The organism is Streptomyces sp. NPDC050145 (genome assembly GCF_044460245.1).
Classification (GTDB): domain Bacteria; phylum Actinomycetota; class Actinomycetes; order Streptomycetales; family Streptomycetaceae; genus Streptomyces.
On record NZ_JBITJS010000018.1, the window covers coordinates 178,324 to 193,216 of the forward strand.

10 protein-coding genes are annotated in these 14,893 nt (G+C 72.2%); 3 read left to right on the forward strand and 7 right to left on the reverse strand.

Features of this window, described 5'->3' with window-relative positions:
* Nucleotides 1–4: 4 nt before the first annotated feature.
* The 6 genes from ACIBTU_RS31415 to ACIBTU_RS31440 all read right to left on the reverse strand — a co-directional run bounded on the left by ACIBTU_RS31415 (nt 5) and on the right by ACIBTU_RS31440 (nt 8,210).
* Nucleotides 5–607 (reverse strand): hypothetical protein, encoded by a 603-nt coding sequence (locus ACIBTU_RS31415; protein WP_399130028.1) that lies wholly within the window; start codon nt 605–607, stop codon nt 5–7.
* Complete coding sequence (locus tag ACIBTU_RS31420; protein WP_399130029.1) at nt 592–1,770, reverse strand: ParA family protein; 1,179 nt, start codon at nt 1,768–1,770, stop codon at nt 592–594. The genes ACIBTU_RS31415 and ACIBTU_RS31420 overlap by 16 nt, the downstream gene beginning before the upstream one ends.
* A 315-nt stretch (nt 1,771–2,085) precedes the next feature.
* On the reverse strand, nt 2,086–3,201 hold the full coding sequence (ald, locus tag ACIBTU_RS31425; RefSeq protein ID WP_399130030.1) for an alanine dehydrogenase: 1,116 nt from the start codon (nt 3,199–3,201) through the stop codon (nt 2,086–2,088).
* A 146-nt stretch (nt 3,202–3,347) separates the two neighbouring features.
* A complete protein-coding gene (locus ACIBTU_RS31430; RefSeq protein WP_399130051.1) occupies nt 3,348–5,318 on the reverse strand; it encodes a tetratricopeptide repeat protein in 1,971 nt (656 codons plus the stop codon).
* Between the two features lie 447 nt (nt 5,319–5,765).
* Entirely contained in the window at nt 5,766–6,398 is a 633-nt protein-coding gene (locus ACIBTU_RS31435) for an NUDIX domain-containing protein (RefSeq protein ID WP_399130031.1), read from the reverse strand.
* Nucleotides 6,399–6,527: 129 nt separating this feature from the next.
* A complete protein-coding gene (locus ACIBTU_RS31440; protein WP_399130032.1) occupies nt 6,528–8,210 on the reverse strand; it encodes a CTP synthase in 1,683 nt (560 codons plus the stop codon).
* Between the two features lie 490 nt (nt 8,211–8,700).
* Here ACIBTU_RS31440 and ACIBTU_RS31445 point away from each other — a divergent pair, with 490 nt between their 5' ends.
* The 3 genes from ACIBTU_RS31445 to ACIBTU_RS31455 all read left to right on the forward strand — a co-directional run bounded on the left by ACIBTU_RS31445 (nt 8,701) and on the right by ACIBTU_RS31455 (nt 13,696).
* Entirely contained in the window at nt 8,701–10,503 is a 1,803-nt protein-coding gene (locus ACIBTU_RS31445) for a glycoside hydrolase family 15 protein (protein ID WP_399130052.1), read from the forward strand.
* 78 nt (nt 10,504–10,581) lie between these two features.
* Nucleotides 10,582–11,964 (forward strand): FAD-binding oxidoreductase, encoded by a 1,383-nt coding sequence (locus tag ACIBTU_RS31450; RefSeq protein WP_399130034.1) that lies wholly within the window; start codon nt 10,582–10,584, stop codon nt 11,962–11,964.
* Between the two features lie 79 nt (nt 11,965–12,043).
* Entirely contained in the window at nt 12,044–13,696 is a 1,653-nt protein-coding gene (locus tag ACIBTU_RS31455) for a PucR family transcriptional regulator (protein ID WP_399130035.1), read from the forward strand.
* Nucleotides 13,697–13,700: 4 nt separating this feature from the next.
* Here the strand turns inward: ACIBTU_RS31455 and ACIBTU_RS31460 are convergent, their stop codons facing one another.
* Nucleotides 13,701–14,846, reverse strand: a complete 1,146-nt coding sequence (locus ACIBTU_RS31460; protein WP_399130036.1) for a glycosyltransferase family 4 protein — start codon at nt 14,844–14,846, stop codon at nt 13,701–13,703.
* Nucleotides 14,847–14,893 lie beyond the last annotated feature (47 nt).

Genomic DNA, 14,893 nt, shown 5'->3' on the forward strand with positions numbered 1-14,893 from the left:
ACCGCTACCGCCCGCGCAGCCGGCGTACGAGAATGCTCGCGTCCCCGCGGGACTCCAGGTCGGCCAGGACGACGGCGACGGCCTCGCGCACGATGCGGCCGCGGTCGACGGCGAGCCCGTGCTCGCCGCGCAGCACCAGGCGCGCATGCTCGAGGTCCATCAGCTCCTCGGCGGAGACGTAGACGGTGATCTTCTCGTCGTGCCGCTCGCGGCCGCTGGGCCGGCGATTGGCGGCCCGGGCGCGGCGCCGGGCCCCGGCGGTCCCGCCGCGGCCACTGCCAGAACCTTCCTGCGCGCTCCCCGACGGACGCCGGTCGGGCTTGTCCCCGCCCTCGCCCGCCCCGCCGCGGCTGCGCGAGCCGGAGTCGGACTCCGCCTCGGCGGCGGCGTGCTCGGCGCCCTCGGACGAAGGGTCCGCCCCGCCCTCCTTGGCCGCCGGGGCCACGGAGGCCGCACCGGCCGCCTCGTCGCTCTCGCCCGCCGGACTCGGCACCCGGGGTTCACCGTTCGCGTTCGCGCCGCGTCTCGGCGACGACGCCTGCAGTGCCATGCCCCCGGTCGTACGGAACAGTTCGTCGGCCCCCGGCAGACTCACTCGGCGTGACACCGGGCGAGCACCTCCCTGGCGAGCTGACGGTAGGCGGCGGCACCGACCGAGTTCGAGGCGTACGTGGTGATGGGCTCGCCGGCGACCGTGGTCTCCGGGAAGCGCACCGTGCGGCCGATGACCGTGTGGTAGACGTGATCGTCGAACGCCTCGACCACGCGCGCGAGGACCTCACGGCTGTGCACGGTCCGCGAGTCGTACATCGTGGCGAGGATGCCGTCGAGCTCCAGGTCGGGGTTGAGCCGCTCCTGGACCTTCTCGATCGTCTCGGTCAGCAGGGCCACACCGCGCAGCGCGAAGAACTCGCACTCCAGCGGCACGATCACCTTGTGAGCCGCCGTCAGGGCGTTCACGGTGAGCAGGCCGAGCGAGGGCTGACAGTCGATCACGATGTAGTCGTAGTCGGACATCAGCGGCTTCAGGGCGCGCTGCAGCGTGGACTCGCGCGCGACCTCGCTCACGAGCTGGACCTCGGCGGCCGACAGGTCGATGTTGCTCGGCAGCAGGTCCATGTTCGGGACCGCGGTCTTCAGGAGGACCTCGTCGGCCGACATGCCCCGCTCCATGAGCAGGTTGTAGACGGTGAGGTCGAGCTCCATCGGGTTGACGCCGAGGCCGACCGACAGGGCACCCTGCGGGTCGAAGTCGACGAGCAGCACCCGGCGTCCGTACTCGGCGAGCGCGGCACCCAGGTTGATGGTCGACGTGGTCTTGCCGACGCCGCCCTTCTGGTTGCACATCGCGATGATCTTCGCCGGGCCGTGGTCGGTCAGCGGTCCTGGGATCGGGAAGTACGGGAGCGGGCGCCCGGTCGGGCCGACGCGCTCGCGGCGCTGACGGGCAGCGTCCGGGGCGAGCGTGGCCGCGTACTCGGGATCGGGCTCGTACTCGGCGTCGGGGTCGTAGAAGTGCCCCTCGGGCAGTTCGTCGTAGTCGGCGAAGTGGCTTTGTGTGTCGCCGCTTCGGTCGCCGGCCATGGCGTTCACGTGATGGCCATCCATGCTCTGGTGTGCTGTCTGCGTCGGCGTCTGCGGGGGGCTGCTCCGGTAGCCGCTCTGGTGGGCCGCGAAGGTGCGTACAGCGACGGAGCCGACAGCCTGAAGCCCCGCGGGTCCCTGCCCGCCCGGCCGGCCACCTCCGGGAGTAAATGTCGACTCATTCACAAGTCGTCTTACCTCCTTGGACGTGACCAGGAACATTTATCGATAGGTCAGCGTGGCACCATGCCGACGGTTGGCGACTCTATGGCGTGTCACCGCTCCGCAGCAACACAATCCACCGGACCCGGCACGATGTGTCGGTAATGGAACACCCTCATGTCAAGGGCGTACGGGGGTTCTTCGCCACGTTTCGCGAGGGAGCGAATCGGTTAAAGGGTTACCTTCAAGGCGAGTTGACCATGTCCTGACCCATGCACGTACGGCCGGACCTCTGACGAGGTCCGGCCGTAGGCGTGAGATTGACGACTTCGGTTGACGTCAGCCGAGGAGCGTCTCGAGCTCGAGGTGCTCGAGACCGTGCGCCTCGGCGACCTCCTTGTAAACCACCTTGCCGTCATGGGTGTTGAGACCCAGGGCGAGCGCGGCGTCGCGGCGCAGGGCCTCGACCCAGCCGTTGTTCGCCAGCGACACGATGTAGGGCAGCGTGGCGTTGGTCAGCGCGTACGTCGACGTGTTGGGCACGGCGCCCGGCATGTTGGCGACGCAGTAGAAGACCGAGTTGTGGACCATGAAGGTCGGCTCGGCGTGCGTGGTCGGGTGCGAGTCCTCGAAGCAGCCGCCCTGGTCGATCGCGATGTCGACAAGGACACTTCCGGGCTTCATCTTGGCGACGAGCTCGTTGGTGACCAGCTTCGGGGCCTTGGCGCCCGGGATGAGGACGGCGCCGATGACGAGGTCGGCCTCGATGACGGCCTTCTCCAGCTCGTAGGCGTTGGAGACGATCGTCTGCACCTTGGTGCCGAAGATCTTGTCGGCCTCGCGGAGCTTGTTGATGTCCTTGTCGAGCAGGGTCACGTGGAAGCCCATGCCTACGGCGATCTGCGTCGCGTTCCAGCCGGAGACGCCGCCGCCGATGACGACGGCCTTGCCGGCGTGGGTGCCGGGGACGCCGCCGGGGAGCACGCCGCGGCCGCCGACCGAGCGCATCAGGTGGTAGGCGCCGACCTGCGGGGCCAGGCGGCCCGCGACCTCGGACATCGGGGCGAGCAGCGGGAGCGCGCGGTTCGCGGTCTCGACCGTCTCGTAGGCGATGGCGGTGGTGCCGGACTCGAGGAGCGCGTCCGTGCACTCCTTGGAGGCGGCCAGGTGCAGGTAGGTGAAGAGCGTCTGGTCCTTGCGGAGGCGGTGGTACTCCTCCGCGATCGGCTCCTTGACCTTCAGGAGCAGGTCGGCGGTGGCCCAGACCTCGTCGGCGGTGCCGAGGATCCGCGCACCGGCCGAGACGTACTCGTCGTCCGTGATCGAGGAGCCGACACCGGCGTTCTGCTCGATGAAGACCTGGTGGCCGTGGCGCACGAGCTCATGCACGCCGGCGGGGGTGATGGCCACCCGGAACTCGTTGTTCTTGACCTCGCGGGGGATGCCGACCTTCATCGTCGATCACGGTCCTTGGCTCAGGGGATTTCTCGGGCAATGCACTACATACCAGTGTGCCGGGGGACACACCAGGAGAGACCGCGGAATCACCGCAGCGGAGCCAGTCTAATGAAGGTTTTCTTGCTGTCTAGCCTTTCGTTACATCAATCTTCAGAGGATGCACTACGGATTTCGTAGGTGTTCGCGGCCTGTTCCGAAGGTTTTACCTCCAGGGTGAGCTCCTCCCCCAGCATGCGCTCGGCCGCGCCCCGGTGCAGCTTGGCCGCCGCGGGGTCGCCCAGTCGTTCGAGGGTGTCGGCCAGCCGCAGCTGGAGCGCCGCCTGCAGCCGGACGTCCTTGGCCTGACGTGCCCATTCGACCGCCTCCTGGCAGGTGCGCAGCGACTCCTCGGGCCGCCCCGCGTACTCCTGCACCCGTGCCAGCTCACTCAACGCCCGTGCCTGCGCGGGCACATCGCCCTCCTTGCGGTACCCGGCCACCGCCGAGCGCCAGCTGCGCAGCGCCTCCCCGTACCGGCCCGCGTACGTGTGCACGGCGGCGATCCGGCCGTGCAGGCGCGCGGCGTCGGCCCGCTCCCCGCGCGCGAGCCGCTGCGCGAGGGCCCGCCCGTACCAGTCGGCGGCCCGCTGCCAGTCCCCCAGCTCCTGGTGCGCGCCTCCTACGGATTCCATCGCGCGGCCGGTCGCGTACGGGTCCCGGGCCTCGCGTCCGGCGTCCAGCGCGGCCCGGTAGCGGGCGAGGGCGTCCCGGGTCCGGCCGGTCTGCGCGTCCACGTCGGCCAGGTTCAGCAGCGCCGCGGCCTTCTCGCGGGGCAGATCGCGGCGCTCGGCGACGTCGAGCACCATCCGGTGGATCCCGTACAGCTCGGGGGCCGCCGCCTCGGTGCCGCGGTGGGCGACCAGGGCCCGGGACAGCGCCGACATCAGCCGCCGGGCCAGGGTGTCGAGCTCGCCGTCGGCGACGGCCAGGCGGGCCGCGGCGAGCAGCGCGGGCTGCCGGACGCGCAGCCACTCGGCGGCGGCCCCGGGGTCCGCGAACCGCAGGGCGCTGGGCAGCCCGGCGAGTTTCTTGCGGGCCGGGGACCCGTCCGGCTCGGTGACGGCGCGGCAGGAGGTGAGCAGCCGTACGGTGCGCTCCAGCATGCGGGCGCGGGCCAGCTGCACCTCGCCGGGCCGGTCCTGAGTCTCGGTGAGCCCGCGCAGCAGCGGCACCAGGCAGCCCGGCACCTCGTACTGGGGCAGCTCGGAGAGCACGGCACGGACCAGGCCCAGGGTCACGAAGTCGTCGAGGGTGGTCTGCGCGGCGGAAACGGAGCAGCCGGCCAGCGCGGACGCGGTGTGCGGGTCCACGTAGCCGTCGGGGGCGAGCGACAGATAGCGCAGTATGCGGGCGGCAGGCCCGGGCAGTGTGGCGTAGGTGTGCCGGAACACCCGGGCGAGCGCGGTGCCCTCGCCGTCCTGGGCGTGCAGCTGCTTGGCCAGGTCGGCCACCGACTCCTTGGGCCGTGCGGCGAGCCAACCGCCGGCGAGTTCCAGCGCGGCCGGCTCGGCCCCGCACAGTTCGACCAGGGACTCGGCCGAGCGCGGGTCGCAGGTGATGCGGACGGAGCCGGTGTGGCGGGTGAGCAGTTCGAGCGCGGACTTGGTGTCGAGGCCGCCGAGGGTGCAGGGCCGTACGTCGGGGATGCCGGTGAGGGGGCCCTCGGCGACGGCGACGACCAGGCAGTCCGGGGTGTCGGGCAGCAGTTGGTCGACCTGTTCGGCGTCCTGCGCGTCGTCGAGGAACAGGACGACGCGGCGCAGGGCGAGCCCCTCGCGCAGCCGCTCCGTGAGGTCGTCGGCGGACTCGCCGGGCGGCGCGGGCAGTGCGAGGGCGTCGAGCAGCTCACGGGCCACGCGTTCGGTCGGGACGGGGGTGCCGTCGGCGCCGCTGAGCCGGACCCGCAGCGCCCCGTCCGGGTACCGCTCGGCGACCTCGCGCAGCAGTTCCCCGGCCAGTGCGGTGCGGCCGGTGCCGGGGCGGCCCGCGATGAGCAGGACGCGGGCGCGGGGGGCCTTCCGGCCGGACAGGGTGTCGAGTCCGGCCCGCTCGATGTCGGACCTGAGTTCGGCCAACTCCCGGCGGCGGCCCAGGAACTGACGGTTCACCGTGGGGCGGGGCCGGGGTTTGCGGGGGGTGCGGGGTGCGGGTCCGGACGACTTCCCGACCGCCGTCACGTCGTCCGACTCGACCGCCTGATCCGTCACGGGCCACGCTCCGTCTCACCCATCCCCTCCGGGGGTCGGCAGGGGCGATCCCGAGCCTAGTTCAGGGGGTACGGGTGCCCTTGGCGGGCGGCGCGCACAAGTCCCCTGATCGGATCAGCGGATTGTGGGACCGGGTGGGGATTCGTCGCGGGCTGCGGGCCCGGTGGGGCTTCTCGCGCAGTTCCCCGCGCCCCTGAAGGCATGCGCTGCGCGCAGCCTTCATCGGGGGAATGCCGCCCGAAGGGCGTGCATTCCAGGGGCGCGGGGAACTGCGCGACCAGCCCCCACCGAACCCGCACCCGCCGACGAAACGGATCAGGCCTCGAACGGCCGCGCAGGCCAGGGCGCCTCGGCGGGCCGCAGCGCATCCATCCCGCCCTCGACAGAGCGGGCCGCGACGAGCGAGAGCGCGCCCACCACGAGGCAGTTGTTGTGCAGGTCACCGGCGAGCACCCCGGAGACCAGGTCGGCCAGCGGCACCCGGGCCAACTCCATGTCGGCCTCCTCGTGCTCGACCTCGAACCGCTCCCCCTCCGCCTCCGCGAGATCCCGCGCGAGGAAGATGCGCACGGCCTCGGAGCAGCCGCCCGGCGTCGTGTAGACGTCGGTCAGGACGCGCCAGTCCTCCGCCTTGACGTGCGCCTCCTCGTAGAGCTCGCGCTGGGCGGCGTGCAGCGGGTTCTCACCGGGGATGTCGAGCAGCCCTGCCGGGATCTCCCAGAGCTTCATGAGCACGGGGTGGCGGTACTGCTTGAGGATCAGCACCCGGTCCTGGTCGTCGAGGGCGAGCACGGCGACGGACCCCGGGTGGACCTGGTAGTCGCGGTGGACGACCTCGCCGTCGGGCATGACGACCTCGTCCGTCCGTACGGAGGTCTTGTTCCCGACGAAGGGGGTCGCGGTCGCCCGGACCTCCCACTGCTCGGCGGTGTCCCTGATCGTCGTCATGCCGAACGTTCCTCCCACTTGCCGCGCGAAGCGCTTGCCACACAGAGAACTTGCCACACAAAGAAACCGGGGCACGTGCCGCATTCGGCACGCACCCCGGTAACCGTACATCCGCTCGGCGTACGGGCCTTACTTGGCCTTCTTGGCCCCCGTGGCAGCGGCGGCGGCCGCGACCTTGCGCTCGACCGCGGCCTTCACCAGACCGGCGAAGAGCGGGTGCGGACGCGTCGGGCGCGAGCGCAGCTCCGGGTGCGCCTGGGTGGCGACCAGGTAGGGGTGGACGTCGCGCGGGTACTCGACGTACTCGACGAGCTTGCCGTCCGGGGAGAGGCCGGAGAACTGCAGGCCGGCCTTCTTCTCGAGCTCGGCGCGGTACGCGTTGTTCACCTCGTAGCGGTGACGGTGGCGCTCCTCGACGTACTCCTTACCGTCGTACACCTCGCGCACGATGGAGCCCTCGGCGAGCTTGGCCGGGTACATGCCGAGCCGCATGGTGCCGCCCATGTCGCCCTCACCGGCGACGATGTCGAGCTGCTCGGCCATGGTGGAGATGACCGGGTGGGCGGTCGCGGCGTCGAACTCGGTGGAGTTGGCGTCCGGGATGTCCGCGAGGTTGCGGGCCGCCTCGATGACGGTGCACTGCAGGCCCAGGCAGAGGCCGAGCAGCGGGACCTTGTTCTCGCGGGCGAACTGGATGGCGCCGACCTTGCCGGAGACACCGCGGTCGCCGAAGCCGCCGGGGATGCAGATCGCGTCCACGTCGCCGAGCTGCTTCTTGGCGCCGGCCGGGGTCTTGCAGTCGTCCGAGGTGACCCACTTGATCTTGACGCGGGCCTTGTTGGCGAAGCCGCCGGCGCGCAGCGCCTCGGTCACCGACAGGTAGGCGTCGGGCAGGTCGATGTACTTGCCGACCAGGGCCATGACGATCTCGTGGTCGGGGTTGTGGACGCGGTCGAGCAGGTCGTCCCAGGTCGTCCAGTCCACGTCGCGGAACGGCAGGTCGAGCTTGCGCACGACGTACGCGTCGAGGCCCTCGGTGTGCACGACCTTCGGGATGTCGTAGATGGAGCGGGCGTCGGGGCAGGCCACGACGGCGTCCTCGTCCACGTCGCACATCAGCGAGATCTTGCGCTTGATGGCGGTGGGGACCTCACGGTCGCAGCGCAGCACGATGGCGTCCGGCTGGATACCGATGTTGCGCAGGGCGGCGACGGAGTGCTGGGTGGGCTTGGTCTTCAGCTCGCCGGAGGGGCCGATGTAGGGCAGCAGCGAGATGTGGACGACGAAGACGTTGTCCCGGCCGACCTCGTGGCGGACCTGGCGGACGGTCTCCAGGAAGGGCAGCGACTCGATGTCGCCGACGGTGCCGCCGACCTCGGTGATCACGACGTCGACCTCGTCCGTCGCCATGCGGCGGATGCGGTGCTTGATCTCGTTCGTGATGTGCGGGATGACCTGGACGGTGTCGCCGAGGTACTCGCCGCGCCGCTCCTTGGCGATGACCTGCGAGTAGACCTGGCCGGTCGTCACGTTGGCCGAGCCGTCGAGGTCGCGGTCGAGGAAGCGCTCGTAGTGGCCGATGTCCAGGTCGGTCTCGGCGCCGTCGTTCGTGACGAACACCTCACCGTGCTGGAAGGGGTTCATCGTGCCCGGGTCGACGTTCAGGTACGGGTCGAGCTTCTGCATGACGACGCGGAGGCCCCGTGCCTTGAGCAGCATCCCGAGGCTGGAGGCGGTGAGGCCCTTGCCGAGGGAGGAGGCGACACCCCCGGTGACGAAGATGTGCTTGGTCGTCGTGGATTTGGGCGTCATGGCCAAAGGGGGGCTCCCGTGGTCGCGGTCTGGACTGCGTACCGGCTTCCTCACCAGGTCTTCCGGGGGAGGTGCCGTCGCTGCGGTTCGGGGGTTCTATGACCACCGGCTCACGGGCTACCAGGGTATCAGCGACCGGACGAGACCGCTTCCGGCCACGCTCCGCGCACGCGTGGCCACCGCATGGACGGGGTATCGGCGGGGTACACGGCTTCGTCACCCTGCGGTCACCCGTTCGGCCCAGGGGTGTTGCCGCGAGCGGCACGCAGAGCGGGTACGTGCGTCGTATCCTGCTCGGACACTCGGCTGGCCCTCCCGGAACACCGGTCCGTCAGTTCGTTTGACAACGCCGTTACACGCCAAAATCGCCGTACAGCCGTATACAGGTCGACGTGTCGGGACGTATCCAGCATCTGTCCGTCGGCCTTCCCCCTGACCCCAGCCCCCTGACCTTCCGGGGGCGTACGTGGCCGTTCGACTGGAGTTGCACGTGGCCGGGCGCATCGAGGATTACGCACTCATCGGAGACATGCAGACCGCCGCCCTGGTCTGCCGGGACGGCACGGTCGACTGGCTGTGCCTGCCCCGCTTCGACTCGCACGCCATTTTCGCCGGGCTGCTCGGCACCGAGGACCACGGCTTCTGGCGGCTGGGACCCGCGTACGCCGCGGGGGCCCGACCACCGGCGGCGACGCGGCGCGAGTACCGCGGCGACTCGCTGGTCCTCGTCTCCGAATGGGACACCCCGCGCGGCACGGTGCGCGTGACCGACTTCATGCCGCCGCGCGACGGCGCGCCGCAGCTGACCCGGATCGTGGAGGGCGTGAGCGGGCGCGTCCCGATGCGCTCGGCGCTGCGCATGCGCTTCTCGTACGGGCGGATCGTGCCCTGGGTGCACAAGGTGGAAGGGCGCACGGTCGCCGTGGCCGGTCCGGACTCGGTGTGGCTGGACACGGACACGGACACGTACGGCGAGAACCTGACGACGTACTCCGACTTCACCGTCTCGCCCGGCGAGAAGTTCGCCTTCACCATCCAGTGGCAGCCCTCGCACAAGGACCAGCCGGCCCTGCCGGACCCGGACGGCGCACTGGACGCGACGCTGGAGTTCTGGCGCGAGTGGGTCGACCACTGCACGTACCACGGGCCCTACCGCGAGGCCGTGGTCCGCTCGCTGATCACGCTGAAGGCGCTCACCTACGCGCCGACGGGCGGCATCGTGGCGGCCCCCACCACCTCGCTGCCGGAGGAGATCGGCGGCGTACGGAACTGGGACTACCGCTACACCTGGCTGCGGGACGCGGCGATCACCCTGTCCTCGCTGCTGCGCACCGGCTACCGCGAGGAGGCCCGCGCCTGGCGCGAGTGGCTGCTGCGCGCGGTGGCCGGCGACCCGGAGAACCTGCAGATCATGTACGGCATCGCGGGCGAGCGCGAGCTCGGCGAGGCGGAGCTGGACTGGCTGCCGGGGTACGAGAACTCGGCGCCGGTGCGCGTGGGCAACGGGGCGGCGCACCAGCTCCAGCTCGACGTCTACGGCGAGGTCACCGAGGCGCTGCACCTGGCGCACATGACGGGCCTCGCCCGCAACGACTACGCGTCGCTGCTCCAGCTCAAGCTCATCCGGTACCTGGAGGACCACTGGGACGAGCCGGACGAGGGCATCTGGGAGGTGCGCGGCCCGCGCCGCCACTTCGTGCACTCGAAGGTGATGGCCTGGGTCGCGGTGGACCGCACGATCAAGCTCATCGAGTCCGGTGACGCGGACGGCCCGCTGGCGAAGTGGCGCGACCTGCGCGACGACATCCACCGGGACGTGTGCGAGAAGGGCTACGACAAGGAGCGCAACACCTTCACGCAGTCCTACGGCAGCAAGGAGCTCGACGCGTCGTTGCTGCTGATCCCGCAGATGGGTTTCCTGCCGCCCGACGACAAGCGCGTCATCGGCACCATCGAGGCGATCCAGCGGGAGCTGTCGACGACGGACGGATTCATCCTGCGCTACCCGACGGACGGCGAGGACGCCGGCGTGGACGGACTGCCCGGCGACGAGGGCGCGTTCCTGGCCTGTTCGTTCTGGATGGCGGACGACCTCGCGATGATCGGCCGGGTCGACGAGGCCCGCACCCTGTTCGAGAAGCTCCTGGCCCTGCGCAATGATCTGGGCCTGCTCGCGGAGGAGTGGGACCCGCGGCTGCAGCGTCAGGTCGGTAACTTCCCGCAGGCGTTCAGCCACGTCCCGCTGATCGACACGGCCCTGCGTCTGACGGCCTCGGGAGCGTACGGGGGTTAGTACCCGGGCCGACAGGACCGCCGCCCCCGACCGGCCTAGGCTGAGAGCCATCAGCCCCTGCACGGAAGGGGGCGCCCCATGGCTGCCCCGACGAAGGCGGGCGCGGCGCTTGTCGCGTTGCGCGAGGATCTGGTCGGCGACGTGTTCGCCCCGGGGGACGCGGGTTACGACGAGGCCCGCGTGCTCTACAACTCGATGATCGACCGTCGGCCGGCGGTCATAGCCCAGTGCGTGGACGCGGACGACGTGGTGAAGGCCGTCCGCTTCGGCCGCGAGCAGGATCTGCCGATCGCGGTGCGCGGCGGCGGGCACAGTGTGGCGGGCATGTCGCTGAACGACGGCGGTCTCGTCGTCGATCTGCGTCACATGCGGGCCGTCACCGTCCACCCCGGCGCCATGGCGGTGCAGGTCGCCGGCGGCGCCACGATGAGCGAACTGGACCGCGCCTGCCAGCCGTACGACCTGGCCACCACCGGCGGCCGGGTCTCGACGACGGGGGTCGGCGGGTTCGTGCTCGGCGGCGGCAGCGGCTGGCTGGAGCGCTGCTGGGGCCTGGCCACGGACAACCTGCTGGGCGCCGAGCTCGTCACGGCGGACGGCACCAAGGTCCGCACCAGCGCCGAGGAGAACCCGGAGCTGTTCTGGGGCCTGCACGGCGGCGGCGGCAACTTCGGTGTCGCCACCTCGCTCACCCTGCGCCTGCACGAACTCCCCGCGTTCTCCATCGCGATGATGTTCTGCCTGCCCGAGTTCGGCCCCGACGTGGTGCGCACGTACCGCGACGTCATCGAGGCGGGCCCGGTGGAGGCGGGCGGCGGCGTCATCTACCTCACCGGCCAGCCCGAGGAGTTCATGCCGCCCGAGCTGGTCGGCAAGCTGCTCTGCGGCGCGCTGATCACGTACGCCGGGACCGAGGAGGACCTGCGCAAGCTCGCGCAGCCGCTGCTCGCCCTGCCGCACGAGGTGGAGATCGTCGCGCAGCTGCCCTACGCCGACGTCCAGTGCATGCTCGACGATCCGCCCGGACTGCGGAACTACTGGTCCGCCGAGTACCTGACCGGCCTGCCGGACGCGTACGCGGACGTCTTCTGCGACGGCGCGGCCCTCATGCCGGTGCCGAGCGGCACCCTCCACGTCCTGTTCCCGGAGGGCGGAGCGGTCGCCGACGGGCCGTCCGAGTACCCGGTGCCCTACCGGGACGCCCCCTGGGGCATGCACCCGTTCGCGGCCTGGGAGAACCCGGCCGACGACGAGCACAACATCCAGTGGGTCAAGGACGTCCGCGCGGCGGCCCGGCCCTGGGCCACCGGTGACGTGTACCTCAACTTCATCGGCGACGAGGGCGAGGAACGCGTGGTGGCGGGCCTGGGCGCGGAGAACACCCGGCGGCTGTCCGCGCTGAAACGGGAGTACGACCCGGACAACGTGTTCCGCTTCAACCACAACATCAGGCCGGCCTGACCCGGTCGGACCCCGCTCCCCGAGGCCGCACGTCCCTCGGAGGTGTGCTCACGGCATTCGCGCAGGTAGCGTCCGCAGCATGGACAGCGGATTCGACAGCCAGAGCGCCGGCGTCACGGTGCAGCGTGCGCTGGAACTGCCCGGCCTGCGGGGCGGTCTCCCCGAGGTGATCGCGGGCGCCGAGCGCCTGCAGCGGCCGGTGCGCTGGGTGCACGCGGGCGAGGTGCCGAACATCGCGTCCCTGCTCAAGGGCGGCGAGCTGCTCCTGACCACGGGTTTCGGGATCGGCACCCGCCCCGCCGAGCAGCGCGCGTTCGTCCGCAAGCTGGCCGAGCGCGGCATCGCGGCGCTCGTCATCGAACTGGGTCAGCGCTTCGTGCGGCTGCCCGCCGCGCTCGTGGAGACGGCGCGTGCGGCGGGCCTGCCGCTGGTGCAGCTGCACCGCGAGGTGCCGTTCGTGACGGTGACCGAGGAGATCCACACCGAGATCGTCAACGGGCACTACGCGCTGCTCCAGCGGGCCGAGGAGGTGCACCGGCGCTGCACCGAGGCGCTGCTCGGCGGTGGCGGGGTGCCCCAGGTCCTGCGGATCCTCGCCGGCTTCTCCAGGAACCCGGTGTTCCTGGAGACCGTCGACGGACAGCTCCTGTACGCGGCCGGGGTGGCGGACGACGTCGCCGACCCGCTGCAGGTGTGGGAGGGCATGCGGGGCGCGCACAAGGACGCGCCGCCCGCCGGTGCCGTCCTGGTGGACGTGCCGGGCGGCGGCCCGGGCGCCGGTTCGGTCCGGGCCCGGCTCGTGCTGCTGCCGGTCGCGGGGGCCCTCGCCCCGGTGCACCGGATCGCCGCCGAGCGGGCCGCGGGCTCGCTGGCCGTGGTGCTGATGCAGGCGCGGCAGGAGGAGGAGCTGGCGGCGCGGGGGCGCGGTGACTTCCTCACGGATCTCGCGGAGGGCCGGATCACGCCGGAGGACGCGCCGGCGCAGGCCCGGGTCCTCGGCTTCAAGCCGACCGGGCAGGGTCCGCTGCTGCCCGTGGTGATGCGGCTGCCGGAGGCGTCGGTGGGCTCGGTGGGCCTCTCCCCCGGCGGCGGCTGGGCGGTGCTCGCGCGGGCCGTGTCTGAGGAGCTGGCCTCGGTCGGGGTGCCCGTGCTGCTCGGTGTGCGGCCGGTCGAGGGCCGGGTGCCGCTGCTGCTCGGGCTGCGGTCGGAGTCGGAGCGCACGGCGGTCGCGGACCGGGTCGCGGCGGCGCTGCGGGCCGGGGTGGAGCGGGCCGGGATGCTGCGGGCGGGCACGCAGCCGCCGGTCGTGGTGGTCGGTGGCGTCGGCGGCTGGGCGGCGGCGGCCGCGGGGCTGCGGCACGCGGCGGAGACGGCGACGGCCGCGCAGGGCCTGGACGACCGGCCCTGGTACGACGCGCGGCGCCTGGACATCGACCTGCTGCTGTGGCGGCTGCGGGACCACCGGGACCTGGCCGCGTTCGTGGAGCGGGCGATCGGGCCGCTGCAGGAGCACGACCGGCGGGCGAAACCGCCGCTGCTGCCCACGCTGCAGACGTATCTGGCGCACGCGGGCCGCAAGGCGGAGACGGCGCGCGAGCTGCACCTCAACCGGCAGACGCTCTACAACCGCCTGGCCCGCATCGGGGAGTTGCTCGGCACGGACCTGGACGACCCGCAGACGGTGCTCGCCCTGAGCCTGGCCCTGCGCGCCCGCCGGCACCTCACGCCCTGACCGCTCAGCCGGCGCTCCCGGTGCGGCCGGTCAACTCGTCGTAGACGCTGAGGACCTGGGCGACGGTGGCGTCCTCGGACGGCCAGGAGGCGGCCTGTACGGCGCCGAGCTCGCGCAGTTCGGCGCGGCGCTCGGGGTCGCCGAGCAGCCGGACGACGGCGCGGGCGAGCGCGGGGGCGTCGCCGGGCGGCACCAACTCGGCTGCTTCGCCCACGAGTTCGGGGATGCCGCCGGTGTGCGCCGCGACGAGCGGGACGCGGGAGTGGAGGGCCTCCTGCGCGAGCAGCGGGCGGGACTCCGGGCTGCCGGGCAGCAGTGCGACATCGGCGGCCGGGAGCAGTTCGGCCACGTCGTCGCGGCGCCCGACGAGCCGCACCGGCAGCCCTTCCCGTTCGATGCGCCGCTGCAGCGCGGCCCGTCCCGGCCCCTCACCTGCGATGACGAGCAGCGGCAGGGGGTCGAGGGCGAGCCAGGCGTGGGCCGCGTCGAGCAGCAGGTCGTGGCCGCGCTCGCGGCGCAGGCTGCCGACGGCCATGAGCAACGGGCGGTCCACCGCGCCAAGTTCGGCCCGGGTCTTGAGCCGGGCGCGCTCGGCGTCGTCCTCCTCGCCGTCGGCGGGGCGGGGCGGCGGCGGGAAGGAGATCGCGGCGAGCCGGGCGTCCCGGGCTCCGCGGGTCCGGGCCCGGTCGACGAGTTCGGAGGAGGTGCCGAGCACGACGGACGCGGCGCGGGCCACGCGTCGTTCGAGGACCTTGAGCAGCCGGGCGCGGGCGCCCTCGGCGTGCGGGCGGGTGTGCCAGGTGACGACGAGGGGGACGCGGCGGCCGCTGAGGGCGAGCGAGGCGCGCAGGGCGGCGTTCAGCCCGTGGGCGTGCACGAGGTCGGCGTCGGCGCAGGCGACGCGGAGCGCGGCGACGGCGGCCGGGTCGCTGCTGCGGGGCACCGGCAGGTGATGCGCGCCGACCGCGCCGAACCCGTAGGCGTGCTCGGTCTCGGCCGGGGCGCAGACCGTGACGCGCAGCCCGCGGGCCACCAGTCCCGCCGCCAGCGACCGGACATGGGCGCTGCTGCCCGCGCTGCCGCCGCCCAGCACCTGCACGGTGCGCAGGGAGGAAGGGCCGTGCGCGGGGTGGCTGCTCACGTGGCTCACGCGGCCGGGCTCCTGGTCGGTTCGGATCGCTTCGGGTCGGGCAGGTT